Below are 24629 nucleotides of genomic sequence, written 5' to 3'. Positions count from 1 at the left end.
GAAGCGCGCAATCAGGTGCGCGTCAGTTCCACCGGCAGATGCTTGTAGCCGTGCACGAAGCACGCGGGCACGCGCTCGGGCTCGCCGACCACGTTGACGCGCAAATTGCGCCTGGCCATTTCTTCCATCAGCGTAACCAGCTGCAATTCGGCCACGCGCGCGCCCACGCAGCGGTGAATGCCATAGCCGAACGACAAGTGCCGGCGCGCGTTCTTGCGGTCGACCTGGATCGCCTCGCCATCGTCGAAGATGTCCTCGTCGCGATTGGCGGATAGATACCACAGGGCAACCCGGTCCCCCTTCTTCATTTGCGGACCGAACATGTCGGTATCTTCCATCACCGTGCGGCGCATGTGCGACAGCGGCGTTTGCCAGCGGATCAGTTCGGCCACGGCGTTGGGAATGAGTTCGGGGTTTTCTTCCAGCTTGCGCCGCTCGTCAGGGTATTTGTCGAGGCCATAGGCGTAGGCCGACATCGAATTGCGCGTCGTGTCGTTGCCGCCCACGATCAGCAGGATCAGATTGCCGATGAATTCCTGTTCGCTCATGTGGCTCATCGCGTCGGACTGGATCATCACGCTGATCAGATCCTTGCCTGGGTTTTCGAGCCGCTGCTGCCACAGGGCCGCAAACGCCGCGCCCATTTCCCCCATGCGCGCGTTGCGTTCAGCCAGACCGCCCGGCGTGCGGAAGCGTTCGACATCGCCGCCCACGTCGGACCAGTGGGTAAGATCGTCGCGGCTTTCCCAGGGGTAACCGAAGATGCGCGCCAGCATCCCGGTCGTGAGTTCGATAGACACCTTCTCGACCCAGTCGAATGTCTCGCCAACGGGGAGCGAATCGAGCACATCGCCGGTGCGTTGGCGGCATTCCTCCTTCATCGCGGCGACTTCGGACGGTCCGAAGCTGGGGGCCACGGTGCGCCGCTGCGCGGTGTGGTGCGGCGGGTCCATCGCGATGAACATCGGGCTGCGTTCCTCGTCCGGCAGCAGCCGGTCGGATTCGGTGGCGATGGATATGCCGCCGTATTCCCAACTCGACGAAAACAGTTTCGGCAGCGATTCGATGTGGACGATGGGTTTGTAGGTCGACACCGACCAGAAGGCGCCGAACTTGCTTTGCGGCACCCATTGGATCGGCGCGTCGCGGCGCAATTTTCGAAAGGGTTCCTGCCACCGGTCTTCGGTATAGAGTTCTGCCCGTGTAACGTCGATCGGATCGATCGCCGCCTGCTTGACCGTCAGGTCCGCTGCCGTCGCCATAGCCGTCTCTCCTCTTCCGAGTCGGAAGTAGACCTTTTTTCGCGATTGCAGGCAAGCGGGCGGTTGCGTTGCTCCGCCTCGCGTACCACCTTCGATCCCGATGCAGCTTCCCCTTGGCCCGGACCCGCGCACCGATGCCTTGCGCCGCCTGCAGGCGCTGCTGGTTCAGCGGTTCGGACGGATCGAACGGGCAGCGGCCGAATGGCGCCAACCGGAATGGGTTCTGGTGCAAGGGGTTATCGGCGCGCGCACCAAGTCGCCCGTGTCCAACGCGGCGACCGACCGCCTGCTGACGCGGTATGGATCATGGGAGGGTGTGGCGGCCGCACCGCTTGGCGAACTGCAGGCGGAACTGACGACGCAAACTTACCCGAATATTGCGGCCGAGCGGTTGAAGGCGAGCCTGACCGCCCTGATCGAACGGCGCGGCGCAGTGGATCTGTCGCATCTGGCGCAGATGGACACGCAGCCTGCAATGGCGTGGCTGGAAACGCTGCCCGGCATCGGACGCAAGATCGCGGCGGGCGTGATGAACGCGTCGACCCTCGACCGGCGCGCACTGGTTCTCGACAGCCACCATCGCCGCATCCTGCAGCGCATGGGCCTGGTCCCGGCAAGGGCGGACACCACGCGGACCTATGCCGCGATCATGCCGGTCATGCCGGAAGAATGGTCTGCCGCCGATTTCGACGAACACCACCTGTTGATGAAGAAGCTGGGCCAGACATGGTGCCGCCCCACCGCGCCCGATTGCCCCGGTTGCGCGGCACAGGCGCTCTGCGCGACCGGCCGCCGCATCGAGGCGATCAACCCGGGAAGCTGACCCCGGTCATATCTTCCGACGTGCGCCACAGGTCCCGGGCCAGCCGTTCGTCGCGGATATGCGGCCATGCCCCGCCGCCGCGCGGGTTTTCAGGATCGGCTGGGCCGGCGATATTGCAGTCTTCGCAATAAACCCCGCCCATGCCGTCAAGCAGGGGCGATGTGGCGCACCACACCGTGGTGGACGCGCCTTCTTCGGTCGATTTGAACGCTTCGTGGACGTTTCCGTCAGCATCGTACCAGCCCATCGCCGTCTGTTCTTCCATCGTCAGATGGCGCTGGAGCGGGGTGGCGATGCCGCCGGGGTGAACAGCAAAGGCGCGCACGCCCCTGCCTTCGCCCAGCCGATCCAGCTGGAGCGCAAACAGCGCGTTGGCCGATTTCGCCTGACCGTAGGCCAGCCACTTGTCGTAATCGCGGCGCTCGAAACCGGTATCGTCGAGGTCGAGGCCGTGCAGACGGTGGCCGATCGAGGACAGCGCCACCACGCGTGCACCGCCATCGGCCACCAGCAACGGCCACAGCCGGGCGGTAAGCTGGAAATGGCCGAGGTGATTGGTTGCGAACTGGGCTTCGTAGCCGCGGGCGTCGCGCGCCAGCGGGCTGGCCATGATCGCCGCGTTGTTGATGAGGATATCGATCGATCCGGTCTGCCCGGCAACAGCGTCGGCAAACGCGTCGATCGATGCCGGGTCTGACAGGTCCAGTGGCAGGATCGTGATGTCCCCTTCCATGTCCTGCAACACGTCGCGGGCCTGATCGACGCGCCGCGCGCCGACGATCACCCGCGCCCCTTGCCCGGCAAGCGCGCGAACCGTTTCGGTGCCGATGCCCGAATACCCGCCGGTAACGACGATCATCTTGCCCGCCACATTTCCCGCGGCGGCGACTTCGCGGGCCGTGGAACGGTATCCGAACGGGGAATCAATCGGGGTCTGCGGGCTGGTCATGGCACTCTCCTTCTCGGCGTTTGTATGCGCGCCGCGCCGGTAAAGCGCCAGCCTGCAAGGAAACAAGCGCGGAGCAGACCGTTGGGGGTGGAGCGGGTGCCGATAATCAGTCCCTGCGACATAGGAGAGAATTCGATGACCAGGGTACGCATGACGACATTGGCCGCTGCGGCCGCCGCGCTTTCGCTGGGCGCTTGCGCCACGATCGAAGAAGGCACCGCCGAAACGTTCGCCGACACCTATTACGCCGATCTTACCGGCGCGCAGGAAGTGGGCGGCGGCGATCCCGACGGGTCGGGCCGCGCAGAAATTTCGATCTCCGACGGGTTCGGCCAGGTCTGCTGGGATCTCAACGATATTCGCGGGATCGGTCCGATCACGGCGGCCCATGTCCACGTGGGCGGAGCCGGTGTTAACGGCCCGCCGGTCTTCACCTTGCGCGCAGCCAACGAAGGCGGCTGGAAAGGCTGTACCGACGGCAGCGAATGGACGCAGGACCGTATCGAGGACGTCCCCGGCGATTTCTACGTGAACGTGCACACGGCCGAATTCCCGAACGGGGCAATCCGCGGCCAGTTGCGCGACTGATAACGACAAAGGCCCCCGTCACACGGTGTGACGGGGGCCTTGCGTTGTTTCGGGTTGCGGCGATCAACCCTGATTGTCGGGCGTGCGATACGGCACGAAATCGTCGAGGAAAATCACCCCGGTGAAATAGCCGCCAAACCGGTCGATCAAGGTGATCTGGTCGGTGCGGCACAAGTTGCTGGCGTCGAACCGCTTGATCACCATGATTTCATCGGAATCGATCTGGTCCGGCGTACGGGTGCGATTGACCCACAAGGTATCGCCCGCCTTGTACACCAGCGCCGTCCCGTCGATCTGGCGCAGGGTGCGGCTGCCGATGGTGCGGATGCAGCGTTCCGGTTCGCCTGCGACACGACCTTCGAGCAGCTTCGCAAGCTTCGCCTCGCCCTTGGTTATCCCGGGCGCGGCATGGTCATCCGCCGATACGGGCGCGGCGAACAGGGTAAGGGCGGCAGTGGCGGCAATCACGGGCTTGAGCATGGCGATTCTCCTTGCGAGGATGCGGTGTTACACGAACCGTGCTGAACCTGCGATGAGCCGCGCACGCGGCTACGGCGCGGTTCAGGCGGTGCCGCCAACCGTCAGACCGGCAACCAGCAGGGTCGGCTGGCCCACGCCGGCGGGCACGCTTTGCCCACCCTTGCCGCACATGCCGATCCCTTCGTCCAGCGCCATATCGTTGCCGATCCCGGTCACCTGCGTCAGCACGCTGGGACCATCGCCGATCAGGGTCGCACCCTTGATCGGGGCCACGATCTTTCCCTTTTCGACCTTGTACGCCTCGGTGCAGGCGAAGACGAATTTTCCTGAGACGATGTCGACCTGTCCGCCTCCGAAGCTGGTTGCGTAGATCCCATCGTCAACGCGGGAAAGAAGCTCCGCCGGATCGTCGTTCCCGCCCCGCATGAAGGTGTTGGTCATGCGCGGCATGGGCGCGTGTTCGTAGGATTCGCGGCGGCCGTTACCGGTCGGCTCGACCCCCATCAGGCGCGCGTTGAGGCGATCCTGCATATAGCCCTTGAGGATGCCGTCCTCGATCAGCACCGTCTCGCGCGTCGGGGTGCCTTCGTCGTCGATCGACAGCGAGCCACGGCGTTCGGTGATGCTGCCATCGTCGACCACGGTCACGCCGGGCGCGGCGACGCGTTCGCCGATTCGACCGGAAAACGCGCTGGTCCCCTTGCGGTTGAAATCGCCTTCCAACCCATGGCCGATGGCTTCGTGGAGGAGGATGCCCGGCCAGCCGGGGCCGAGCAGCACGGTCTGTTCGCCCGCGGGCGCGGGCACGCTTTCGAGGTTCACGAGCGCCTGGCGCACCGCTTCGTCCACTGCGCGCAGCCACGCGCCTTCGTCGAACAGGCGGTCATAGAGATAGCGACCGCCGAAGCCGAAGCTGCCGGTTTCGCGGCGGCCGTTGGATTCGGCCACGATCGACACGTTCAGGCGGACCAGCGGGCGAATGTCGCGCGCGGTGAAACCGTCGGCGCGCACGATCTCGATTGCGCTCCAGCTGGCGGACATGCTGGCCGAAACCTGCGCCACGCGCGGGTCCTTGGCACGCGCAATCGCGTCGATTTTCTCCAGCAGCGCGACCTTCTCGCCAAACGGCACCAGGTCGAGCGGGCTGTCTTCGGTGTAAAGGTGGCGGTTGGTGCGTTCGGGCGGGGCGGCGTGCGGCCTGGTGGTCGCATCGAGCAGCTGCAGGGTTTCGCCTGCGCGCGCAATCGCGGCGGCGGACAGGTCGTTGGCGTGGGCGAAGCCCGTCGTTTCGCCCGATACGCCGCGCAGGCCAAAGCCCGAATCGCGCGAATAATCGGCGGTTTTCAGGCGGCCGTCATCGAAGGCGAAACTCTCGCTCGCCATGAACTGAAGGTACAGCTCGCCATCGTCGCACGGTTTCAGCAACCGCGCGGTCAGCGCCTTGGCCTCGTCGGGGGAAAGCTTGCTGCCGTACAGCAGCGCGAAGGGATCGTTCGCTTGCGTCATGCCCCTGTATGTAGGGAAGCATGGCCGCCGCGAACAGGGGCTACCTGTGGCCCGGGTCCGCGCCTTCGGAAATGTCCATCAGGGTCGACTGGTCGACACCGTCGGCAGGGCCGCCTTCCAGCACGAAGCGCCGGTCGCAGTAACCGCAATCGACATAGCCGTGCTCGTCGATCTCGAGATAGATCTTCGGATGGCCGAGCGCGGCAGGCTTGTACGCCTCGCCGCTGCGGATGTCGTTCGCACCGTCACACCAGACGCGGCGGGTTGTCACCTTGGACACTTCGGGAGGGGGCAGGCTCATGGCGGTGCGCGATAAAGATTCGTGCGCCTGCGCGCAAGCACTCCGCGCTTGCCCCGGCATGGGCGCGGGGCCTAGGGCAACGGACATGACCACACCTCCTGCGATCCGGATCGACAATCTCGTCAAGCAATACGCCCCTGCCGGGCCGGGCGAACCGCCCAAGATGGCGCTCAAGGGCGTCAGCTTCGATGTGCCCCAGGGCGGAATTTTCGGCCTGCTCGGCCCCAACGGCGCGGGCAAATCGACGCTGATCAACATTCTTGCCGGGCTTGTCGGCAAGACGGCTGGCAACGCCGAGATCTGGGGCTTCGACATCACCGATAATCCGCGCAACGCGAAGCGTTCGATCGGGATCGTGCCGCAGGAAATCGTTTTCGACCCGTTCTTCACGCCGTTCGAAGTCCTGGAAAACCAGGCCGGTTTCTACGGCGTCCCCAAGGCCGAACGCCGCAGCGAGGAATTGCTGAAAGCGGTGCACCTGTGGGACAAGCGCGATGCCTACGCGCGCACGCTGTCGGGCGGGATGAAGCGCCGCCTGCTGATCGCCAAGGCGATGGTTCATTCGCCGCCGATCCTGGTTCTGGACGAACCGACGGCCGGGGTCGACGTGGAACTGCGGCGCCAGCTTTGGGAACTGGTGACCCAGCTGAACCGCGACGGGGTAACCGTTGTTCTGACAACGCATTACCTCGAAGAAGCCGAACAGCTGTGCGACAGGATCGCGATCATCAACCACGGCGAACTGATCGCCGACAAGCCGACGCGCGAACTGGTGAACATGGCGCGCGAGAAGATCGTTGCGGTCACGGTCGACAAGGACCTGGCCGGCCCGATCATGGAAGAAAGCTTCGTGCGCGCCGAGGTGGTGGAGCCGCGGCGGCTGGAAATCACCTACGATCGCGACAAGGTGAGCGCCGGACAGGTTCTCGCCGTGGTGCAGAGCCACGGCTACACGATCGAGGATGTCACGACGCGGGAAGCCGATCTGGAAGATGTCTTCGTCCAGCTAACCGGCGGCTAGTAGCCGCGGCGCCTGGCGGTCAGGATGCGTGGTCGTACGAACGCCACGTGTTCTTGCGGAGACGCCTGATGGGCGTGCCGCAATCGTTGCAGTGACCGACATAGTTGAGGCCGTCCCAGACGACGTTCGGTCGGTCGGGACGATGGCGGCCGGCAAGGCAGGCTATTCGGGCGAACACCACGGTATCTTTTCTCCAGCGTTACGCTGAACAGAATGCGACCCTGTTCGTGGCGTTGCGCGGCGAATACGCGCAGATTGCGTCCGCACAAGCGGAAAGAACGTGCGGTTGCGAAAAGCAGATCCGCAACCGCACGAAATATCCTTCAGCGAAGCCGGTGGCTCAACCCGGCATCGCGCACCTGCTGCACTTCCCAGTAATTGGGGGCGACCTGTTCCAGCGGTGTGGAGCATCGTCCGCAACGGGCCACGACCCCGCCTGTGACGCGCCTGATGGCGTCCTGGTCGACGCGATGTCGCCCGAACGCGCAGGCGAGGTATCCGATTTTCATAAGTTTGCGACCTTCCCGACTCGTATCCCCTGCAAAGCCGCCGATACACACGGGCAACGCGGTGCACAGGCCGCTAGCGGCAAGCCGTTCTGTTCTTGCCGCGCGCCGAAAGCGTCGGCATGGCAGCGGGCATGACCCACGACGTACTTGTCATCGGATCGGGCGCCGCCGGACTTACGGCCGCACTCGCGCTTGCCGAACACCGCAAGGTTCTGGTCCTTGCGAAGGGCGACCTCGCGAGCGGTTCGACCGCCTGGGCGCAGGGCGGCATTGCCGCCGTCCTCGATGCGGGGGACACGTTCGAAAACCATATCCGCGACACGATGGTTGCCGGCGCGGGTCTGAACGACCTGGAGACGGTCGAGTTCGTGATCGAGCGCGCCCCTGCCGCGATCGACCGCCTGTGCGAACTGGGGGTTCCGTTCAATCGCGAGAAGGACGATCTTCACCTGACCCGCGAAGGTGGGCATTCGCACCGCCGCATCGTCCATGTGGACGATGCAACCGGCTGGGCGGTGCAGGCCGCCCTGCTCAAGGCCGCCGAAGAAAATCCGAACATCACCCTGCTTCCCGGCCAAAGCTGCGTGGACCTGATTACGGCGCGCAACCAGGTGAACTATTCGGGGTCGGGCCGCGTCTGGGGCGCTTATGCGCTGGTCGAGGAAACCGGAGAGGTGGTTGCCCATGTCGCGCGCGCCACGGTGCTGGCTGCCGGCGGTGCGGGACGGGTCTACCTGTTCTCGACCGCCCCGCGCGGGGCCACCGGCGATGGCATCGCGATGGCCTGGCGTGCGGGCGCGCGCGTTTCCAACATGGAAATGATGCAGTTCCACCCGACCTGCCTCTACAATCTCGAGGTCAAGAATTTCCTCATCACCGAAGCCGTGCGCGGCGAGGGTGGGCGCCTGTTCAACCCGGTGACGGGCGAGCGGTACATGGAGAAATACGATCCCGAGCGGATGGAGCTTGCCCCTCGCGATATCGTGGCGCGCGCGAATGACGACCAGATCAAGCGCTATGGCCTGGATTATGTCCACCTCGACATCAGCCATCAGCCGCCCGAATTCGTGAAGGAGCACTTCCCCACGATCCATGAAAAGCTTCTCGGCCTTGGCATCGACATGACGACAGGCCCGATCCCGGTCGTCCCGGCCCAGCATTACACATGCGGTGGGGTGAAGATTTCGCTCGATGCGAAAACCGACCTGCCGGGTCTGTGGGCGGCGGGGGAATGCACCGAAAGCGGCCTGCACGGCGCCAACCGCCTTGCCTCCAACAGCCTGTTGGAATGTTTCGTGTTCGGCGAAGCGGCGGCAAAGGACATCCTCGAATGCTGGGACACGCTCGACGATCCCCCCGAAATCCTGCCGTGGGATGAAAGCCGGGTTACCGATTCCGATGAAGAGGTGGTCATCAAGCAGAACTGGACCGAAATCCGCCGCTTCATGTGGAACTACGTCGGCATCGTGCGGACCACCAAGCGGCTCGAACGCGCCGCTCACCGCATTCGGCTGCTGCGCGAGGAAGTGGAAGATTACTACGGTCACTTCCGCGTCACGACCGACCTGATCGAACTTCGCAACCTGCTGGAATGCGCCAATCTGATCGTGCAGAGCGCGCTCCACCGGCGTGAGAGCCGTGGGCTGCATTTCATCCTCGATCACCCGAAAACCGATCCGGTTGCGCGCGATACGGTGCTCATCCCCTGACGTAAGCCGTTCGTCGGGTTACAGATGTGGTCAATAGACGGGCGTCGATCGTTCGGCGGGTCGATGTTGTAACTTTATTCCGGAAATGGTCTCCAGAAAGACAGAAGCAGTCGCACGGTGCGGCGCTTCGATCGACCATATTAGCCTCCGCACGAGCTTCTGGGACTGTGCTCGGCTTTCGGTCCAACATGGCCGGTCATCCCGATACCCCCAAGGAGGATGATCCGATGAACACGTTTGCAAAGCTTATTTCCGCCCCTGCACTGGCCGCAGCCCTGGCGCTCGGCGCGGCCCCCGTTTCCGCCGCAGGCGACGACGGTATCGTCGTTACCTCGCCCGGCGCCATGAAGGCATGGCAGGAACAGACCACCGACCGCCTCAACCGCCAACTGGACCGCGTCGATGCGTTCTCCCGTGGAACGGCGCTGGTCGGCACCGTGCAGATCCGCTTCACGCTCGACGATCAAGGGCGGCCTTCCAACTTCGAGACCGTCCATGCATCGGGCGATCAGCGTGCGATCCGCGATGCGCGGATGGCCCTTCGCAACCTGCGCGGTCTTGACGAAGCGCCCGTAACCAACGTCGGCGACGCGGTATTCCAGGCCAACATGATCTTCGCCCGCGATGGCGAGGAGAAAGAGCGGCTTCTCGCCGAATTGACCGGTGTGGAAAGCCAGCGGCTGGCTGCCGGCGGCAGTCGGGCGACCGTGACATTCGGGACCTGATCCCGGCCATCCCCACAAGACCGCCCGGTGCCGTGCGCGCCGGGCGGTTTGCCACATGCGCCGCGTGAATCGCGATTTGCCATGGACAAGAGCGCCGCTTTGCGGTGAATCAGTTTCGTAAAGCAACGATAAGGGAGAACGCCCGATGCCCAAGGTGACCGCGAACGACATCGTGATCCATTATGAAGAGCACGGCGATCCCGCTGCACCCCCGATGTTGCTGATCATGGGTTTCGGCGCGCAGCTGACGCTCTGGCCCGACGAGCTGGTCGAAGCCTTGGCGGGGCACGGCTTCCGCGTGATCCGGTACGACAATCGCGACATCGGTCTCAGCCACAAGTTCGACGGCGTGAAAGCGCCCGGCATCGTCAAGATGACGCTGCTTTCGAAGCTCGGCATCAAACCCAAGGTCCCCTATACCCTGGCCGACATGGCGGATGACGGTGCGGGCCTGCTGGATGCGCTGGGCATCGAAAAGGCGCATATCGTTGGCGCCAGCATGGGCGGAATGATCGCCCAGCATTTTGCCTCGCGGCACGCGGACAAATGCCTGTCGCTGACCTCGGTTTTTTCCACCACCGGCAATCCCAAGCTTCCGCCGGCCCGCCCCGAAGCGATGAAGGCGCTCATCACCCGCCCGAAAAGCATGGAAGAAGATGTGCTGGTCGATCACGGGGTGATGGTGGCGCGCACGATCGGATCGCCCGGCTATCCGTCCGAAGAAAAACGCCTGCGCGAACGCACCCGCACGAGCGTGCGCCGCAGCTTCTATCCCGAAGGGCCGACGCGGCACCTGTCCGCGATCGTCGCCGATGGTGACAGGCGTGCTATGCTCAAGGATGTCAGCGTACCGACGCTGGTGCTGCACGGCGAGGACGATCCGCTGGTGCCGGTCGAAGGGGGCCGCGATACCGCCGCCAGCATACCGGGCGCCAAGCTCAAGACCATTCCGGGATGGGGCCACGACCTGCCGCTGGAACTGGTCGATGAAGTGGCCGATGCCATCGCGGACCATGCCCGGTCCAGCGTCGGCTGATCCGTCAGGACGGCGGTACGAACCCTTCGGCGAACACCATCACACCTTCGGAATTGTCGGTCCGGTGGTGAATGATCGCCTGGTATTCGGGTGATCCGTACCAGGCGTGCAGCGCGTCTCTGGATTCGAACTTCAGCACGATGGTGGATTTGCCCGGGCGCCCTTCGGCGGCTTCGCTATGGTGATCGGCCACCAGCACCTCGGCCCCATGCGCGATCAGCGTCGGGACGACCTTGGGCGTGTATTCGGCGTATCCGGACGCGTCGGTGATGTCGTAGCTGGCAATGACATAGGCAGCCATGTGGCGTTCCCCGCGAATGAAGCGTGTGACGACCCACCCGTTCCATGCGCGGTAATTGGCACGCCGACAAGGGCGCCGCCGAACTTGCGGGCGCGGAAAACCGCGCTCCTCTGCAAGGACGATTGACAAGCCCCGCCCGTGGCCTACGCCTGCAGTCGGGTCCGGGGGGAACTATCACATGCATGCACCGACGGCGCGTAGCCAGGAACGTATCTGGGGCCATCCCAAGGGGTTGATCTTCCTTGCGCTCACCGAAGCGTGGGAGCGGTTCAGTTTCTACGGCATGCGGGCGCTGCTTGTGCTGTACATGGTGCAGGAACTGCTGCTGCCGGGCCGCATCGAAAATGTCGCGGGCATGGGTGCCTATCGCGGCTTCGTCGAAGGCGTCTTCGGCGAACTGAGCACGCAGGCCTTCGCCAGCCAGACCTTCGGCCTTTACGCCGGTTTCGTCTATTTCACGCCGCTGTTCGGCGGTTTGCTGGCGGACAAATGGCTGGGCGCCAAGCGGGTGGTCATGCTGGGCATCGCGCTGATGACCCTTGGCCATTTCGCCATGGTGTTCGACTGGTCGTTCCTGCTCGCGCTGCTGCTGCTCGTGCTGGGTTCGGGGTGCCTGAAGGGCAATATCGCCGCACAGGTCGGGCATCTGTACGAACGCCACGAAGAAGCCCTGCGATCGAGGGGCTATGCGATCTTTTCGACCGGCATCAATATCGGTGCCACCATCGGGCCGCTCGTGTGCGGCCTGCTGGCGCAGGTTTACGGCTGGCATGTGGGCTTCGGCGCCGCGGGCGTGTTCATGCTGGTGGCCGCAGTCGTCTATTTCTCGGGCTTGAAATACTTCGCGGCAGATCGCGCGGTCGCCCCGGAAGGGGAAACCCTCCCGCCGCTCACGTCGGCGGAATGGCGCCTGATCGGCCTGATCATTGCCGTGATGATCATCACCATGTTCCAGAACCTCGCTTTCGAACAGCTGTTCAACGTGGGGCTTTTGTGGGTGAACGAACGGGTCGACCTGACGGTTGGCGGGTTTGCCGTCCCACCGGCGTGGTTCGCATCGGAAGACAGCTTTGCATCGATCCTGGCCTTGCCCGTGCTGCTGGCGATCTGGGGCTGGCAGGCCCAGCGGGGGCGCGAGCCGGACGACCTGGGCAAGATTTCGACCGGTGCGCTGATCATGGCGGCATCGGCGCTGATGCTGGCGCTGGGTTCGCTCAGCGCGCCGGACGGGAAGGTTTCGATACTGTTCCCGCTGGCCGCCTTCTGCCTGTCGGGCTTTTCCTTCATGTACCAGTGGCCAACCGTCCTGGCGCTGGTTTCGCGGCGGGCACCGGCGAAGATCAACGCCCAGATGATGGCCGGCGCCTATCTCTCGCTGTTCTTCGTGGGCATCGCGTCAGGCTTTATCGCGCGGTTCTACGAGCCGCTGGGGGATACCGCATTCTGGCTGCTGCATGTCGGCCTGTCGGCTACCGGTGCCGTGATGGTGATGGTGTTCGGCGGGACGCTGCGGCGGCGGATGGACGCGCTCGAACAAGAGGGCTGAGAGCCTGCCCGGCGGGCCGACAAGGTCGATTTTTCGGCTGGTCTGACCATCCGTCGAACGGCCGCCGAATCCAATCCCGAGTCGCTTGCGCTGCGCTGTTGTTACGTTGCGGCCAGCACCTCTACTCGCGCATCGCGAGCCTGCGAAGACACCCGTGTGCGGAAATTTTGTTCCGCATTTGGAAGGACACGACAACATTATTTCAGGCTTTTGACAAAGCCGTCAGGAAGCGTAGATTTCGCGTTGCCTGGCGGTTTCCGCAGACATCGCCGGAGCGATCGACCCTAGACCGTCATCGCATTGATAAAAATCGACAGTCGCAACCTGTGTGATACCTTCTGCGGCCGATCATCTTTTGATTAGAAAGGATGATCCCATGAACAAGCTTACCATTCTTGCGTTATCTGCCGCGGCCACCGCCTCGATAATCGCGGTGCCGCTGGCCTCCCAGGAAATTGTCGTGTCCCCGCGCGGCACGACGACATTCGTGCAGGAGGTCTCGAACGACCTCAACCAGCAGTTGGAGCGCATCCCCATGGGGCCGCGGTTCGACAGCCATGGCATCGTCAAAATCCGCTTCCGCTCCTCTGAAGACGGCCGGCCGGTCGACATTTCGACCTACCAGTCTTCGGGGCGCAACCAGCTCGACGCGGCTGCCCGCCGCGCCGTCCGGGGTCTGACGAGCCTTGCGCCGCTGCCGCGCGGAGCCAACGGGGCCAACGTGATCCAGGCAAACATCATCGTTGCCCAAAGCGAACGGCAAATGGAGAACTACACCAGGCGGCTCGCCCGCGAGGAAGCCGCACGGATCGCCTCATCGCCCGAAGAACGCGCTGTGCTCGCCCTGACCCTGGGCGCAGACCCCGTTTCCTGACCCCTCAGATCTGGGGCAGGGGCCTTCTCGGCGCAGGGGCGGTGTCTGTCTGCGGGGTGCCGCCCCGCGCCGGGATCGCAATTTTAAAGACCATGGGCTCCGCTTCGGCGGGGCCCATTTGCATCCCGCCCGGATTCGAAAATTGCGCGCCCGGATTCCGATGATTCACAACCCGGACATCGAACTTTTGCCCGCAAAATTTTTTTCACGGATTCATTTTCCGGGTTGCACACCGCGCGAGTCCAGCTTGGTCCACGCGTCGCTGCGTTGCAGTGGCCTAGGACACCGTGACCAATGGCCTTCCGGCAGCGTTAAATTTTCATTGACCCTCTTGCGCAGGAGTCGCCAGTGATTCAGTATATAGTGGTCGGTTACCTGGGGGCACCCACAAGACCTAGCGGATGAGGCGTTTCTCCCCATATGGGGTGCAAGCCGGTTGTGCGCTGTCCTGTGGGGAAAAAGGGGATAAGTTTTCGCCCTTGGAGACACGAAAATTGCTAGGCGGGGATTGCAACCGCCGACTCGAACACATGTGGAACATGCGCATGGACATGCGCGGTTCTTCCAGGGCTTAAAACGGCGGGGATGATGATGGATTTCAAAAGCGGGGACGACACGGCGATGGCACTGGATCTGGATACACAGGATACCGCCGAAGACACGGCCACGAACGATGCGAAAGCACCTGAGAAAGCGGTAACGATGGACAAGGGCGATACAGGCAGCGAAGCGCTGGTAAGCGCAGCTGCAGGCGAAGCGCTGGCTGGCGCGATGGCCGAAGCTGCCAAGGCCGACAAGGAAGACAGCAAGAAGATCCTCGATCGCCGGTTCGATGTCCGCACCGATCCTTCGCGTGACGAAAACCTGACGGATTTCGGCCGCGAAACGCTGATCGATCGCTACCTGCTGCCCGGTGAAAGCTTCCAGGACCTGTTCGCCCGCGTCGCCGATGCGTTCGCCGACGATGCCGAACACGCCCAGCGCCTCTACGATTATATTTCGAACCTCTGGTTCATGCCCGCGACGCCGGTCCTGTCCAACGGCGGCACCACGCGTGGCCTGCCGATCAGCTGTTACCTCAATTCGGTTTCCGACAGCCTCGACGGTATCGTCAACACCTGGAACGAGAACGTCTGGCTGGCGTCGAAGGGCGGCGGCATCGGCACCTATTGGGGCAATGTCCGCGGCATTGGCGAACCGGTTGGCCTGAACGGCAAGACCAGCGGCATCATTCCCTTCGTTCGCGTGATGGACAGCTTGACGCTTGCGATCAGCCAGGGTTCGCTGCGCCGCGGTTCGGCCGCCTGCTACATCGACGTGTCGCACCCCGAAATCGAGGAATTCCTCGAGATCCGCAAACCGTCGGGCGATTTCAACCGCAAGGCGCTGAACCTGCACCACGGTGTGTTGCTGACCGATGCCTTCATGGAGGCGGTTCGCAACGGGGAAGAGTTCGACCTGCTGTCGCCGCGTGACCAGTCGGTCCGCAAGACCGTGGATGCCCGCAGCCTGTTCCAGAAGCTGGTTGAAACCCGCCTAGCCACGGGCGAACCCTACATCGTGTTTTCCGACACGGTGAACCGCATGATGCCCAAGCATCACCGCGAACTGGGCCTCAAGGTTTCGACTTCGAACCTGTGTGCCGAGATCACCCTGCCCACCGGGATCGACCACCTTGGCAACGACCGCACGGCGGTGTGCTGCCTGTCGTCGCTCAACCTTGAAAAATGGGAAGAGTGGGAAGGCGACAAGCAGTTCATCGAAGACGTCATGCGCTTCCTCGACAACGTGCTGCAGGATTATATCGACCGTGCGCCTGAAGAAATGGCCCGCGCGAAATATTCCGCCATGCGCGAACGCAGCGTCGGCATGGGCGTGATGGGCTTCCACTCCTATCTCCAGAAGAAGGAAATCGGCTTCGAAAGCCCGATGGCCAAGGTCTGGAACCTCAAGATGTTCAAGCACATCAGCGCCAAGGCCGAAGAAGCCAGCATGGTTCTTGCCAAGGAACGCGGCCCGTGCCCCGATGCCGAGGAAACCGGCGCGATGGAACGGTTCAGCTGCAAGATGGCAATCGCACCGACGGCGTCGATTTCGATCATCTGCGGCGGCACCAGCGCCTGCATCGAACCGATCCCGGCGAACATCTACACGCACAAGACCCTGTCGGGTTCGTTCGTGGTGAAGAACCCCTATCTGGAAAAAGTCCTCCAGAAGAAGAGCAAGGATTCCACCGCCGTGTGGAATACGATCCTCGAACGCGGCGGTTCGGTCCAGCACCTCGATTTCCTGACGACCGAGGAAAAGGCGACGTTCAAGACGAGCTTCGAAATCGACCAGCGCTGGTTGCTCGAATTCGCGGCCGACCGCGCGCCTTATATCGACCAGGCGCAGTCGCTGAACCTGTTCATCCCGGCCGATGTCGACAAGTGGGATCTGATGATGCTGCACTTCCAGGCATGGGAAAAGGGCATCAAGTCGCTCTATTACCTGCGGTCCAAGAGCGTGCAGCGCGCTGGCTTTGCGGGCGGCGTGGAAGCCGACAACACCGCCGATGCGGCCCGGATCGAGCTTATGGCTGCCGGAGCCGAACCGACCGATTACGAGGAATGCCTCGCCTGCCAGTAACGCGGCCGGCAACGGGCGAACATCACAAGCCGCTTCCCTCCGGGGGAGCGGCTTTTTCGTATCTGACGCAATCTGTTCGAAGGCGTCCGGTTTCAGGTCGCTAACACGGCGCCGTCCGCAAAATGGCAGAGCGCCCTCTGCCTCGCCCTCAGTCCAGTTCTTCCATTGCGGAATACGCCAGTTCGACCCTGTTCCGCCCGCGTTGCTTGGCGCGATAGAGCGCTTCGTCGGCGCGGGCGATGAGGTGGCCCATCGAATGCGAACCCGATGCGGCGCAAACACCGATGCTTGCCGTGATCGCGCTGCGCATGTGCGGTCCGGCGATAATGTCCAGCGCGGCGATCTTCCGGCGCAGTTCCTCCGCCACGACCATCCCCGTCCGTGGTCCGCGTTCGATCAGGATAGCCACGAATTCCTCGCCGCCGAACCGGGCGGCGTGCCCGCCGTGGCGCAACAGGCAATATTCGATCTCGCGGCAAACCTGGACCAGGCACTGGTCCCCCGCCTGATGGCCGAACTGGTCGTTGAAGCGCTTGAAGTGGTCGAGATCGATCATCATCACCGCGATTTTTCCATCACCGGCGCGATCGGCCATTTCGGCATAAACCCGTTCGATCGTGCGGCGGTTGGCCAGACCGGTGAGCGGATCGCTTTCCGACAGTTCGCGCAGCAGGCTGTTGCTTTGTTCCAGGTCGAGACGGACGAAGCCATGCTTCAGGCTCCGCAAGAAGTCGCGCGCCTCCAGCATCCAGACGCGCCGGGCCAGCATGACGGCACCGACCGCCGAAACGGAGAGGAACACCATGTGCTGGAGCATGAGTTCTGCCGGCAGGGCGTGCGGCAGCAGCCCGGCGATGAACGTGGCGAGCGAATAGACGAGCGCAAAGCGCACCTTTTCCGTCATCGTGAAGGGGAGCGCCTGAAGCGCCATCGCCAGAAGCACAACCGTTGCCATGCTGTAGCGCGCGATCACGTCGGACGATCCGAAGCTGGAGATGGATATCGCCGTGGCCGCGAAGAACGACAGCGTCGCCATCACGGCCAGCTTGGCCGGTGCCACCTTTCCGCGGCGCAGCAGCCATAGGGCGATGTAGGTCAGGGGAAGGGCAAACGCGGCGCGAATCGCCAGAACGATGATCGCCACATCCGGCATCACCAGGAAATCCAGCAGGCTCGACACGGCGATGACGGCAAGGCCAAGCTTCAACTGGAAAGCCAGCTCGGTTGCCGCCGTGCTTTCGCGGTGCCTGTTCCATTCCTGACGCAGCTCTTTTGGCCAATCGCTCACCCGGCGCGTTTCAGCGAGAGCCGCATCCACGGATTTGCGCAAGGCAAGGTCAGGGGGTGAGAACAGGTCCATGGTGACCCGGTTAATAATCCGCACAAGTTAAGCCCGTGCCGAAACCCTTGGTGTCCGCGGTGTTGCGCGAGATGGTGTCGAAAAGGTTAAGCGCCCGTTTAGGACAAATGAAAACTTCGCTTATCCGGCGGGGTTTTGCGGTTGCGGCCGCCAGTCTGGGCCGTGCCCATTGGCCGGTTCACCACGGCTCCGTCGGGTGGGACGGATAGCACGCGGCGCGGCGCGACACGGTGCGACAATTCTACTCTTGCGCCAAACAACGCTCCTGTTATTTGCAATTGCAAATCACTCGCAAAAAGGAATTCTCATATGCGCAAGTGGCACCGCTGGCTGTCGCTCTTTTTCGGCGTTTTCATGCTCTTCATCGCGGCGACCGGCCTGCTCAGCCACTGGGCAGCCTTGTGGCCCGTGGCCGAACCGACCGCGGCCGAACTGGCGTTGCAGGAGCCGCCCGCCGGGTTCGAATGCCCGGAAGCCTGGCGCTGTACGCCGCCGCGACCCGAAACCGGCCCGCGCAGCCTGGTGGGCTTCTTCCACCATCTGCATTCTGGCGACGAATTTGGCCCCGTCGGTACCGCGATTTCGATCCTGTCGGGCTTTGCCCTGTTGTTCTTCTCGTTCTCGGGGCTGTGGCTCTATATCCAGATGTGGCGCCAGCGCGCGGCAAGGGGCGCACGGGACCGCTGGTTCTGGAAGTAACGCGGCGGCGCCTTGCGCGCGGCCCTTCGCGGATAGAATTGACGCCCCGCCTCGATCGAGGCGGGGCGCCGGGGTTCGCAGACAGGGTCCGCAAAGGGGGGGAAACCGAACCACGCCGCTGTTCCCCGGAAAATCGATTGGTCTTTAAGGACTTGGCTGGTTAACGGACGAAACGGGGCTGCGTTCCACCGGCTGCCGCTTTCAGCCCACAGCTTATCCCCGCCGAATCATTACCCCTTGCCTTCGATTCCGCGGCATGATTCCCTATATGAGTCGCTCGCGCCTGATCCATGGAGACCACAAGATGTCGTTGCTCGAAGCCCGCAAGACCTACAAGCCCTTCGAATACCCCTGGGCTTACGAGTTCTGGAAGCGGCAGCAACAGATCCACTGGATGCCGGAAGAAGTTCCGCTCGGCGAAGACTGCCGTGACTGGGCTCAGAAGATCACCGAGCACGAGCGCAACCTGCTCACCCAGATCTTCCGCTTCTTCACGCAGGCCGACGTCGAAGTGCAGGATTGCTATCACGACAAATACGGGCGCGTGTTCAAGCCGACCGAAGTGAAGATGATGCTCACCGCGTTTTCCAACATGGAAACGGTGCACATCGCGGCATACAGCCACCTGCTCGACACCATCGGCATGCCCGAAAGCGAATATTCCGCTTTCCTCGAATACGAGGAAATGAAGGACAAGCACGATTACCTGCAGCTGTTCGGCGTCGACACGGACGAAGACATTGCCCGCACGCTGGCGGTGTTCGGCGGCTTTACCGAAGGCATGCAGCTGTTCGCCAGCTTCGCCATGCTGATGAACTTCCCCCGCTTCAACAAGATGAAGGGCATGGGCCAGATCGTCAGCTGGTCGGTCCGAGACGAAAGCCTGCACTGCGAAGGCATCGTGCGCCTGTTCCACGAATTCGTGCGCGAACGGGACTGCTACACCAAGGCGGTCAAGGAAGACATCATCGACATCTGCCAGAAGTCGGTGCGCCTCGAAGACAACTTCATCGATCTCGCCTTCGAAATGGGCCCGGTTTCCGGGATGACGCCGAAGGAAATCAAGAAGTACATCCGCTACATCGCCGACTGGCGTCTGGGCCAGCTGGGCTTGCAGCCGATCTACATGGTTGAAGATCACCCGCTGCCCTGGCTCGCCCCGCTGCTGAACGGTGTGGAACACGCCAACTTCTTCGAACAGCGCGCCACCGAATATTCCAAGGGCGCGACCAAGGGCGACTGGAACACCGTGTGGTCCAGCTTCGACAAGCGCAACAAGGCCAAGGCCGCGAACGAGGAAGTAGTCGTCGACGAAGGCCCGGGCCTGTTCGGGGACGACGCGGGGGCGCAGGCAGCGGAGTAGTAAACTCCGAACGTTTGATCTCACGCGGGTTGCATTCGCCGCATAGGATCATAGCCGGGGCAGGGGTCTGAGGATCACCTGCCCCGTACCGTTCTGCGGGCATGCGCGACCATGTTCACGCTTGCCCGGAACGCCGTGACAAGCCGTATCGGGACGGCCATGGATCTTCGGGCAAACTGCAAACACTTGTTCAGAATTTGCAGATAGAGATCCCTGCATATTCAATCGCATGGACGCTCCAATGCTGCTTGCAGAACTCGCCACCTACTTCCTGATAGCGATCAATTTCCTCGCGTTTGCCGCTTTCGGTTGGGACAAGGCGCAGGCGGAAAGTGGTGGGTGGCGTGTAACCGAGAAGACACTCGTAACGCTCGCATCGCTAGGCGGCATATTTGGTGCCTTGGCCGGGCGCGCTGTCTTCCGTCACAAGACCAGAAAGCCGGGCTTCAACGCAAAACTGTGGGCCGGGGCGCTCAACAGCCTGGTCGTCGCAGGCTTCTGCTACTTTCTGTTTATGAGCGTTCCCGGCCCCCGGTCGCCGGAGGACGAAGCCCAGATGGAAACCGTCATGGCCAGCGTGCAATATTCGGGTTGCGACGAAGTGAGGGCGGCGGGCAAAGCGCCGCTGCATTACGGCCAGCCGGGTTACCGCGCGGAGATGGATGGTGACGGAGACGGCCTTGCCTGCGAACCCATCCGTTAACGATGCAAATTGATCCAACGCAATGACGCCTCAGCCGAGTGGGTTAGGGTTCTTTATAAATTTCGAGGAAGGACCCCACATGTCGCAGCACACGCCCAACGAACTCACCACGATCTTTGCCCGCGACCGCGAACTGGTTACGCGGTTGAAGCAGGAGGATGCGCATTATGCGCGGCTGGCGGACGAATACCACGAGGTGAACCGCCAGGTGCACCGCATCGAGGCCGAGACCGAGGCGGCGAGCGACGACCGCGCCGAAGCGCTCAAGAAACAGCGCCTCGCCCTGCTCGACGAGATCACGGCCATCGTTTCCAGGGCTCGCGCCGCCTGACGCCGCGCGGTGCGGGTCAGCGGCACCAGTCGATCCGCTCGGTTCGCCACCCGCCCCCTTCCGCAAGGCCCAGCCCGATCATGTGGTCGGCAAGGTAATCGCTGCCGCGCCGCACTTCGCGCAGTTCGCGGCCGTAAAATTCGCGCGGGGGATTGGTGCCGCCGGACCATTCGAACGGGCCTTGCGCCAGCCAGTCGTGGAGCGCGCGCTTGGCGATAATCGCCTTTTCCCGTTCGGCCGGGCAGGCGCCTTTCATTTCCGGCGTATCGAACCCCTTGAGCCTGATGCGCCGGTCGTTTGAAAGATGCCCGTAACGCACCGTGTCGCCGTCGATCACGCAGGCGCTGTTCGCCCCCGGTCCGCATAATTCGAACCGTGTCAGCACCTGCACCCAATCGTCCGACGCGCGCGGCCCATCCTGCGAATACGGACGCCGGGGGCCTTCGACGAAGAACCAGACGCCGAGCAAGATGCCGAGCAGCAGGAAGGGCGGACCCAGCCACCGAATGCGCCGCCATGTTCCGCGCCACCGTTGCCGCCGCTGCCAGCGCGCATCGAATCGAAGCGGCTTGGGCGGCTTACGCCCCCACTTCGACCGGCGTGTGCTTCCCCGTGCCATGGCCCTGTCCCCGCGCGTCGTCAGCGCAAGGTGCGGTTACCAGCCCCACGCGGGCGGCGGCGCGGGGGCCGGCTCGCTCGCGTCGAATTCCACGCGGAAACGGCGCGTCGGATCGTTGCGGCGGGTAAGCTGATAGACGAAGCGGGCGTCGGACGTGCCCGCCGGGTCGATCTCGATCCGCCAGACATTGGTCAGCGATGCGTCCAGACCTTCCTTCTGGAACAGGTCGATGCTGTGCCGGTCGACCGGGAAATTCTGCGCGGTCGCCGTGCCTCGATCACCGGTCGTGCCGCCATAGAAGGTCACCGCATCGCTCTCGCCGTCGGCATGGCGATGGTCATGCTTGAGGGTGAGGAATTTCGTGCCCGGCTCGCTCGTGGTGACGATCTCGCCGCGCGTCACGATCCAGGTGCGCGACCGGTTCCACCCGCCGGGTGCTTCGGTATCCTCGACATGGAACGCGATGGCGATACGTGCCTCACTGCATTCGGCCCAGTGCGCCACCATGCGTTTGCCCGCCCAGTCCGCGTCGCGCGCATCCTCGCTCGCCATGCCGCCCGTGTAGGCCTTGCCGCAATGGCTCGACAGGGCGGACCAGAAGGCATCCTGCGGCGAAGGGCCGGGCGCCGGTGTGGTGGCGCACGCGGCGAGCGCAAGGGGGGCAAGCAGGGCGGGCAGGTGACGGGTGCGGATCATCCGCGCACCGTAAAGCCCTGGCGGCCAAAAGAAAGCGGGTTGCTCTCGCGTTTGCTAACTGTATTAATAAAGCAATACACAAATTTGAAAGTTTCCGCCCATGCTGACCAGCCTCGTCCTCGCCGTATTCCTTGCCCAGGCTACGGTCCCGGCACCTAGCACCGCGCAAACCACGCCCGTGGGGGAGGCGATGGAAGCGGCCATCGCAGCCAACGACGCGAAGCTGTTCTGGGCCTTCTTCGAAGGCTGCGATCCCGATGCGGTGGCAGACCTGATCCACCCCGATTACCGTATGCTGCACGACCTTGCGGGAATGCCCTTGTCGAGCGGCGCGCAGACGATCGACCAGCAGCGCGACCGGTGTGCGAGGCGTGCCCCGGGCGGTGCGGAGGAAGGGTACCGCAATCGCCGCATTCTGGTGCCGGGGTCGCGCCGGATCCAGAAGCTGGGCGACTGGGGCGCGCTGGAAGAAGGGCATCACACCTTTTACGAATGGAGCGCGTCAGGCAACAAGGGGACCGGCGGGTGGGAGATGACCGGCGGCGGGCGCTATATCCACACGTGGCAATGGATGCCGCACGAAGGCCGCTTCCGACTGCTCGAAAGCCTCAGCATCGATCACGGCGCGGCCGCGCCCTACCCTCCCGCACCCCGGTAACGCGGGCGGCCTCGTGCCGGGCGCGTCAGCGTTGCGGCACGCGGTCTCGGATGCGGTCGAAGCCTGCGGTGATGTTGGCGAAACGTTCGGTGACGATCGGTTCGAATTCGGTATCGGTGAGGATGTACGGCCAGTCGCCTTCGATCCCTTCGCGCACCAGTTCGCCGACGTAACGCGGGTCGATCCCGTGGGCGATGGCCTCACGCGCGGTTTCGACGATCTCGTTCGCGCCTTCGTTCATTTCCTCGATGTCACCGAAGCGGGATGGGAGGTTGCGCCGCGAATCCATGATCTGCGTGCGGATGAAGCCGGGGCACAGCACCGAAACACCGATCCCGCGCGCGGCCAGAGTCGGGCGCAGCCCTTCGCTCAACGCGACGACACCGTATTTGGTGACGTTGTAGGACGGGTTCACCGCAGCCACCAATCCGGCGATCGAGGCGGTCGAGACGATCTGCCCGCCTTCGCCGTGGCCTTCGATCAGCGGGCCGAAGATCTCGACCCCCCACACGACGCTCATCAGGTTGACCCCGATGGTCCAGTCCCAGCTCGAATCGGTCCATTCGCCGTAATCGCCGCCGCCGCCGACCCCGGCGTTGTTGACGAGGATGTGGACCTTGCCGAACCGTGCGACTGTTTCGTCGGCTGCGGCCTTGAGTTCGTCTTTCAGGCTGACGTCGGCGCGAATGCCCGCCACGTCGGCGTTGGTGGCGGCAAGTCCGGCAACCGCGGCGTCGAGCGCGGCCTGCTCGATATCGCACAGCATGACCTTGACCCCGGCTGCCGCCAGCGCCTGCGCAATGCCCAGGCCAATCCCCGATCCGGCGCCCGTTACGAACGCCACCTTGCCTTCGAGTTGCTGCATCTCACCATCCTCTTTCGCACAAGCGCCCCATCGCGGAACATGGACCTGACCCGAGGCAAGGGCAATGGCCGTGACTTTGCCCGCCGGGTCATGCAATAATCGTGCGGGGCGCGTTGGATAGGGGATCGACCATGACCGGTGGAGTTGGGCGCCGCGCGCGCACCATGGAAGAAATGGGCGCCAACATGGCGGCGTTGCACGAGGGCGAGAAAGCCAACTTTCGTACGCACGAACCCCGGCCCGGCGATGTCTTCATCACCAGCTGGGGCAAAAGCGGCACTACCATGATGCAGCAGATGTTCCACCAGTTGCGCATGGGGCATGCCACGGGCGCAGGCGATATGGATTTCGACGACATCAGCCGGATGACCCCGTGGGAAGACACGGCGTTGATGCTGGATTTCGACATGACCACGCCGCAGCGAGCCGAACCGCGCGGCTTCAAATCCCATCGGGAATACGAGCGCCTTCCAGCGGACGCACGGTATGTCGTCACTCTGCGCGATCCGAGGGAAACCTATGTGTCCTTCCACCGCTTCTTCGATGGCTGGCACATCGAGAGCGGTGCCTTCACCCTCGAGGAATTCTTCCCGATCTGGATGATGGGCGGGCCAGGCGGGACCGATTATTTCACCCATCTGCTGAGCTGGTACGCGCGCCGCAACGAACCGGACACGCTGCTTGCCACCTACCGATGGGCAGCAACGAACAAGACCGCCATGATCCGGCGGCTGGCGCGTTTCATCGGCATCGAACCGAGCGACGATCTTGTCGCCCTGGTCGAGGCGCACACCACGCGGGAATTCATGCATGCCCACAAGGACCGCTTCGACGATGCGATGGTGTGTGCGGCCATGGAAGAAAAGCTCGGCATTCCCGCCGACAGCGATTCCACGAAGGTCCAGGCCGAAGGCAGCGACGCCAGGCAGGTTCCGCCCGCGATCGCCGCGCAGATCGACGCCATGTGGGCCGAACGGGTCACACCGATCACCGGGCACGTCGATTTCGCCAGCCTCGCTGCTGAAATCGACGCTCTGGCAGGGTAAGGCTGGCGCTATGCAGGCAGGGGCAATCGGG

At 63.4% G+C, this 24629-nt stretch carries 26 protein-coding genes; 15 read left to right on the top strand and 11 right to left on the bottom strand.

Features of this window, described 5'->3' with window-relative positions; all coding sequences use genetic code 11:
- Window positions 1-11 precede the first annotated feature (11 nt).
- Window positions 12-1262 (bottom strand): cytochrome P450, encoded by a 1251-nt coding sequence (locus tag VR863_RS11640; RefSeq protein ID WP_324828631.1) that lies wholly within the window; start codon window positions 1260-1262, stop codon window positions 12-14.
- A gap of 100 nt (window positions 1263-1362) precedes the next feature.
- On the opposite strand from VR863_RS11640, the gene VR863_RS11635 reads away from it, so the two are divergent.
- Window positions 1363-2085 carry an endonuclease III domain-containing protein gene (locus VR863_RS11635; protein WP_324828630.1) on the top strand — a complete coding sequence of 241 codons (723 nt, stop codon included), beginning with the start codon at window positions 1363-1365 and terminating at the stop codon, window positions 2083-2085.
- On the opposite strand, the gene VR863_RS11630 is transcribed toward VR863_RS11635, so the two are convergent.
- Entirely contained in the window at window positions 2069-3034 is a 966-nt protein-coding gene (locus VR863_RS11630; RefSeq protein WP_324828629.1) for an oxidoreductase, read from the bottom strand. The two genes, VR863_RS11635 and VR863_RS11630, sit on opposite strands and share 17 nt — an antisense overlap.
- Before the next feature lie 135 nt (window positions 3035-3169).
- On the opposite strand from VR863_RS11630, the gene VR863_RS11625 reads away from it, so the two are divergent.
- Window positions 3170-3622 carry a CHRD domain-containing protein gene (locus VR863_RS11625; protein ID WP_324828628.1) on the top strand — a complete coding sequence of 151 codons (453 nt, stop codon included), beginning with the start codon at window positions 3170-3172 and terminating at the stop codon, window positions 3620-3622.
- A gap of 63 nt (window positions 3623-3685) precedes the next feature.
- Here VR863_RS11625 and VR863_RS11620 read toward each other — a convergent pair whose 3' ends face one another.
- From VR863_RS11620 to VR863_RS11610, 3 genes are all read right to left on the bottom strand, one after another.
- Entirely contained in the window at window positions 3686-4102 is a 417-nt protein-coding gene (locus tag VR863_RS11620; protein ID WP_324828627.1) for a hypothetical protein, read from the bottom strand.
- A gap of 81 nt (window positions 4103-4183) precedes the next feature.
- On the bottom strand, window positions 4184-5608 hold the full coding sequence (tldD, locus tag VR863_RS11615; RefSeq protein WP_324828626.1) for a metalloprotease TldD: 1425 nt from the start codon (window positions 5606-5608) through the stop codon (window positions 4184-4186).
- Between the two features lie 40 nt (window positions 5609-5648).
- On the bottom strand, window positions 5649-5909 hold the full coding sequence (locus tag VR863_RS11610; protein ID WP_324828625.1) for a zinc-finger domain-containing protein: 261 nt from the start codon (window positions 5907-5909) through the stop codon (window positions 5649-5651).
- A gap of 85 nt (window positions 5910-5994) precedes the next feature.
- On the opposite strand from VR863_RS11610, the gene VR863_RS11605 reads away from it, so the two are divergent.
- A complete protein-coding gene (locus tag VR863_RS11605) occupies window positions 5995-6930 on the top strand; it encodes an ABC transporter ATP-binding protein (protein WP_324828624.1) in 936 nt (311 codons plus the stop codon).
- A gap of 323 nt (window positions 6931-7253) precedes the next feature.
- On the opposite strand, the gene VR863_RS11600 is transcribed toward VR863_RS11605, so the two are convergent.
- Complete coding sequence (locus tag VR863_RS11600; RefSeq protein WP_324828623.1) at window positions 7254-7439, bottom strand: hypothetical protein; 186 nt, start codon at window positions 7437-7439, stop codon at window positions 7254-7256.
- Window positions 7440-7558: 119 nt separating this feature from the next.
- On the opposite strand from VR863_RS11600, the gene nadB reads away from it, so the two are divergent.
- The 3 genes from nadB (at window position 7559) to VR863_RS11585 (ending at window position 10909) form a co-directional block, all read left to right on the top strand.
- Window positions 7559-9148: an L-aspartate oxidase gene (gene nadB, locus VR863_RS11595; RefSeq protein ID WP_324828622.1), complete on the top strand. Its 1590-nt coding sequence runs from the start codon at window positions 7559-7561 to the stop codon at window positions 9146-9148.
- 227 nt (window positions 9149-9375) lie between these two features.
- Entirely contained in the window at window positions 9376-9873 is a 498-nt protein-coding gene (locus VR863_RS11590) for an energy transducer TonB family protein (RefSeq protein ID WP_324828621.1), read from the top strand.
- 145 nt (window positions 9874-10018) lie between these two features.
- On the top strand, window positions 10019-10909 hold the full coding sequence (locus VR863_RS11585; protein WP_324828620.1) for an alpha/beta fold hydrolase: 891 nt from the start codon (window positions 10019-10021) through the stop codon (window positions 10907-10909).
- A gap of 4 nt (window positions 10910-10913) precedes the next feature.
- On the opposite strand, the gene VR863_RS11580 is transcribed toward VR863_RS11585, so the two are convergent.
- Window positions 10914-11210 (bottom strand): DUF1330 domain-containing protein, encoded by a 297-nt coding sequence (locus VR863_RS11580; protein WP_324828619.1) that lies wholly within the window; start codon window positions 11208-11210, stop codon window positions 10914-10916.
- Window positions 11211-11388: 178 nt separating this feature from the next.
- Here VR863_RS11580 and VR863_RS11575 point away from each other — a divergent pair, with 178 nt between their 5' ends.
- The 3 genes from VR863_RS11575 (at window position 11389) to VR863_RS11565 (ending at window position 16258) form a co-directional block, all read left to right on the top strand.
- Window positions 11389-12756 carry a peptide MFS transporter gene (locus VR863_RS11575; RefSeq protein ID WP_324828618.1) on the top strand — a complete coding sequence of 456 codons (1368 nt, stop codon included), beginning with the start codon at window positions 11389-11391 and terminating at the stop codon, window positions 12754-12756.
- A 376-nt stretch (window positions 12757-13132) separates the two neighbouring features.
- Window positions 13133-13630 carry a TonB family protein gene (locus VR863_RS11570; RefSeq protein ID WP_324828617.1) on the top strand — a complete coding sequence of 166 codons (498 nt, stop codon included), beginning with the start codon at window positions 13133-13135 and terminating at the stop codon, window positions 13628-13630.
- 591 nt (window positions 13631-14221) lie between these two features.
- A complete protein-coding gene (locus VR863_RS11565; RefSeq protein WP_324828616.1) occupies window positions 14222-16258 on the top strand; it encodes a ribonucleoside-diphosphate reductase subunit alpha in 2037 nt (678 codons plus the stop codon).
- Window positions 16259-16406: 148 nt separating this feature from the next.
- Here VR863_RS11565 and VR863_RS11560 read toward each other — a convergent pair whose 3' ends face one another.
- The gene (locus tag VR863_RS11560; protein ID WP_324828615.1) at window positions 16407-17618 is read right to left on the bottom strand and encodes a GGDEF domain-containing protein; all 1212 of its coding nucleotides are present in this window, start codon (window positions 17616-17618) and stop codon (window positions 16407-16409) included.
- A gap of 309 nt (window positions 17619-17927) precedes the next feature.
- Between VR863_RS11560 and VR863_RS11555 the strand changes: the two genes are divergently transcribed.
- The 4 genes from VR863_RS11555 to VR863_RS11540 all read left to right on the top strand — a co-directional run bounded on the left by VR863_RS11555 (window position 17928) and on the right by VR863_RS11540 (window position 20714).
- Entirely contained in the window at window positions 17928-18317 is a 390-nt protein-coding gene (locus tag VR863_RS11555; protein ID WP_324828614.1) for a PepSY-associated TM helix domain-containing protein, read from the top strand.
- A gap of 304 nt (window positions 18318-18621) precedes the next feature.
- Window positions 18622-19680: a ribonucleotide-diphosphate reductase subunit beta gene (locus tag VR863_RS11550; RefSeq protein ID WP_324829270.1), complete on the top strand. Its 1059-nt coding sequence runs from the start codon at window positions 18622-18624 to the stop codon at window positions 19678-19680.
- Window positions 19681-19921: 241 nt separating this feature from the next.
- Window positions 19922-20383, top strand: a complete 462-nt coding sequence (locus VR863_RS11545; RefSeq protein WP_324828613.1) for a DUF1294 domain-containing protein — start codon at window positions 19922-19924, stop codon at window positions 20381-20383.
- A 79-nt stretch (window positions 20384-20462) separates the two neighbouring features.
- Window positions 20463-20714: an HP1242/YdcH family protein gene (locus VR863_RS11540; protein WP_324828612.1), complete on the top strand. Its 252-nt coding sequence runs from the start codon at window positions 20463-20465 to the stop codon at window positions 20712-20714.
- A gap of 16 nt (window positions 20715-20730) precedes the next feature.
- Here VR863_RS11540 and VR863_RS11535 read toward each other — a convergent pair whose 3' ends face one another.
- Together VR863_RS11535 and VR863_RS11530 are read right to left on the bottom strand one after the other, a co-directional pair.
- Window positions 20731-21333: a thermonuclease family protein gene (locus tag VR863_RS11535; protein WP_324828611.1), complete on the bottom strand. Its 603-nt coding sequence runs from the start codon at window positions 21331-21333 to the stop codon at window positions 20731-20733.
- Window positions 21334-21369: 36 nt separating this feature from the next.
- A complete protein-coding gene (locus VR863_RS11530; RefSeq protein WP_324828610.1) occupies window positions 21370-22029 on the bottom strand; it encodes a hypothetical protein in 660 nt (219 codons plus the stop codon).
- A gap of 100 nt (window positions 22030-22129) precedes the next feature.
- Here VR863_RS11530 and VR863_RS11525 point away from each other — a divergent pair, with 100 nt between their 5' ends.
- On the top strand, window positions 22130-22687 hold the full coding sequence (locus tag VR863_RS11525) for a DUF4440 domain-containing protein (protein WP_324828609.1): 558 nt from the start codon (window positions 22130-22132) through the stop codon (window positions 22685-22687).
- A gap of 25 nt (window positions 22688-22712) precedes the next feature.
- Here the strand turns inward: VR863_RS11525 and VR863_RS11520 are convergent, their stop codons facing one another.
- A complete protein-coding gene (locus VR863_RS11520) occupies window positions 22713-23552 on the bottom strand; it encodes an SDR family NAD(P)-dependent oxidoreductase (RefSeq protein ID WP_324828608.1) in 840 nt (279 codons plus the stop codon).
- A gap of 131 nt (window positions 23553-23683) precedes the next feature.
- On the opposite strand from VR863_RS11520, the gene VR863_RS11515 reads away from it, so the two are divergent.
- Window positions 23684-24598 (top strand): sulfotransferase domain-containing protein, encoded by a 915-nt coding sequence (locus tag VR863_RS11515; protein WP_324828607.1) that lies wholly within the window; start codon window positions 23684-23686, stop codon window positions 24596-24598.
- Window positions 24599-24629: the final 31 nt, after the last annotated feature.

Origin of the sequence: Qipengyuania zhejiangensis (assembly GCF_035607565.1) — a bacterium.
Classification (GTDB): domain Bacteria; phylum Pseudomonadota; class Alphaproteobacteria; order Sphingomonadales; family Sphingomonadaceae; genus Qipengyuania; species Qipengyuania zhejiangensis.
Note: the sequence above shows the minus strand (reverse complement) of the source record. Positions and strands in the feature narration are given on the sequence as shown.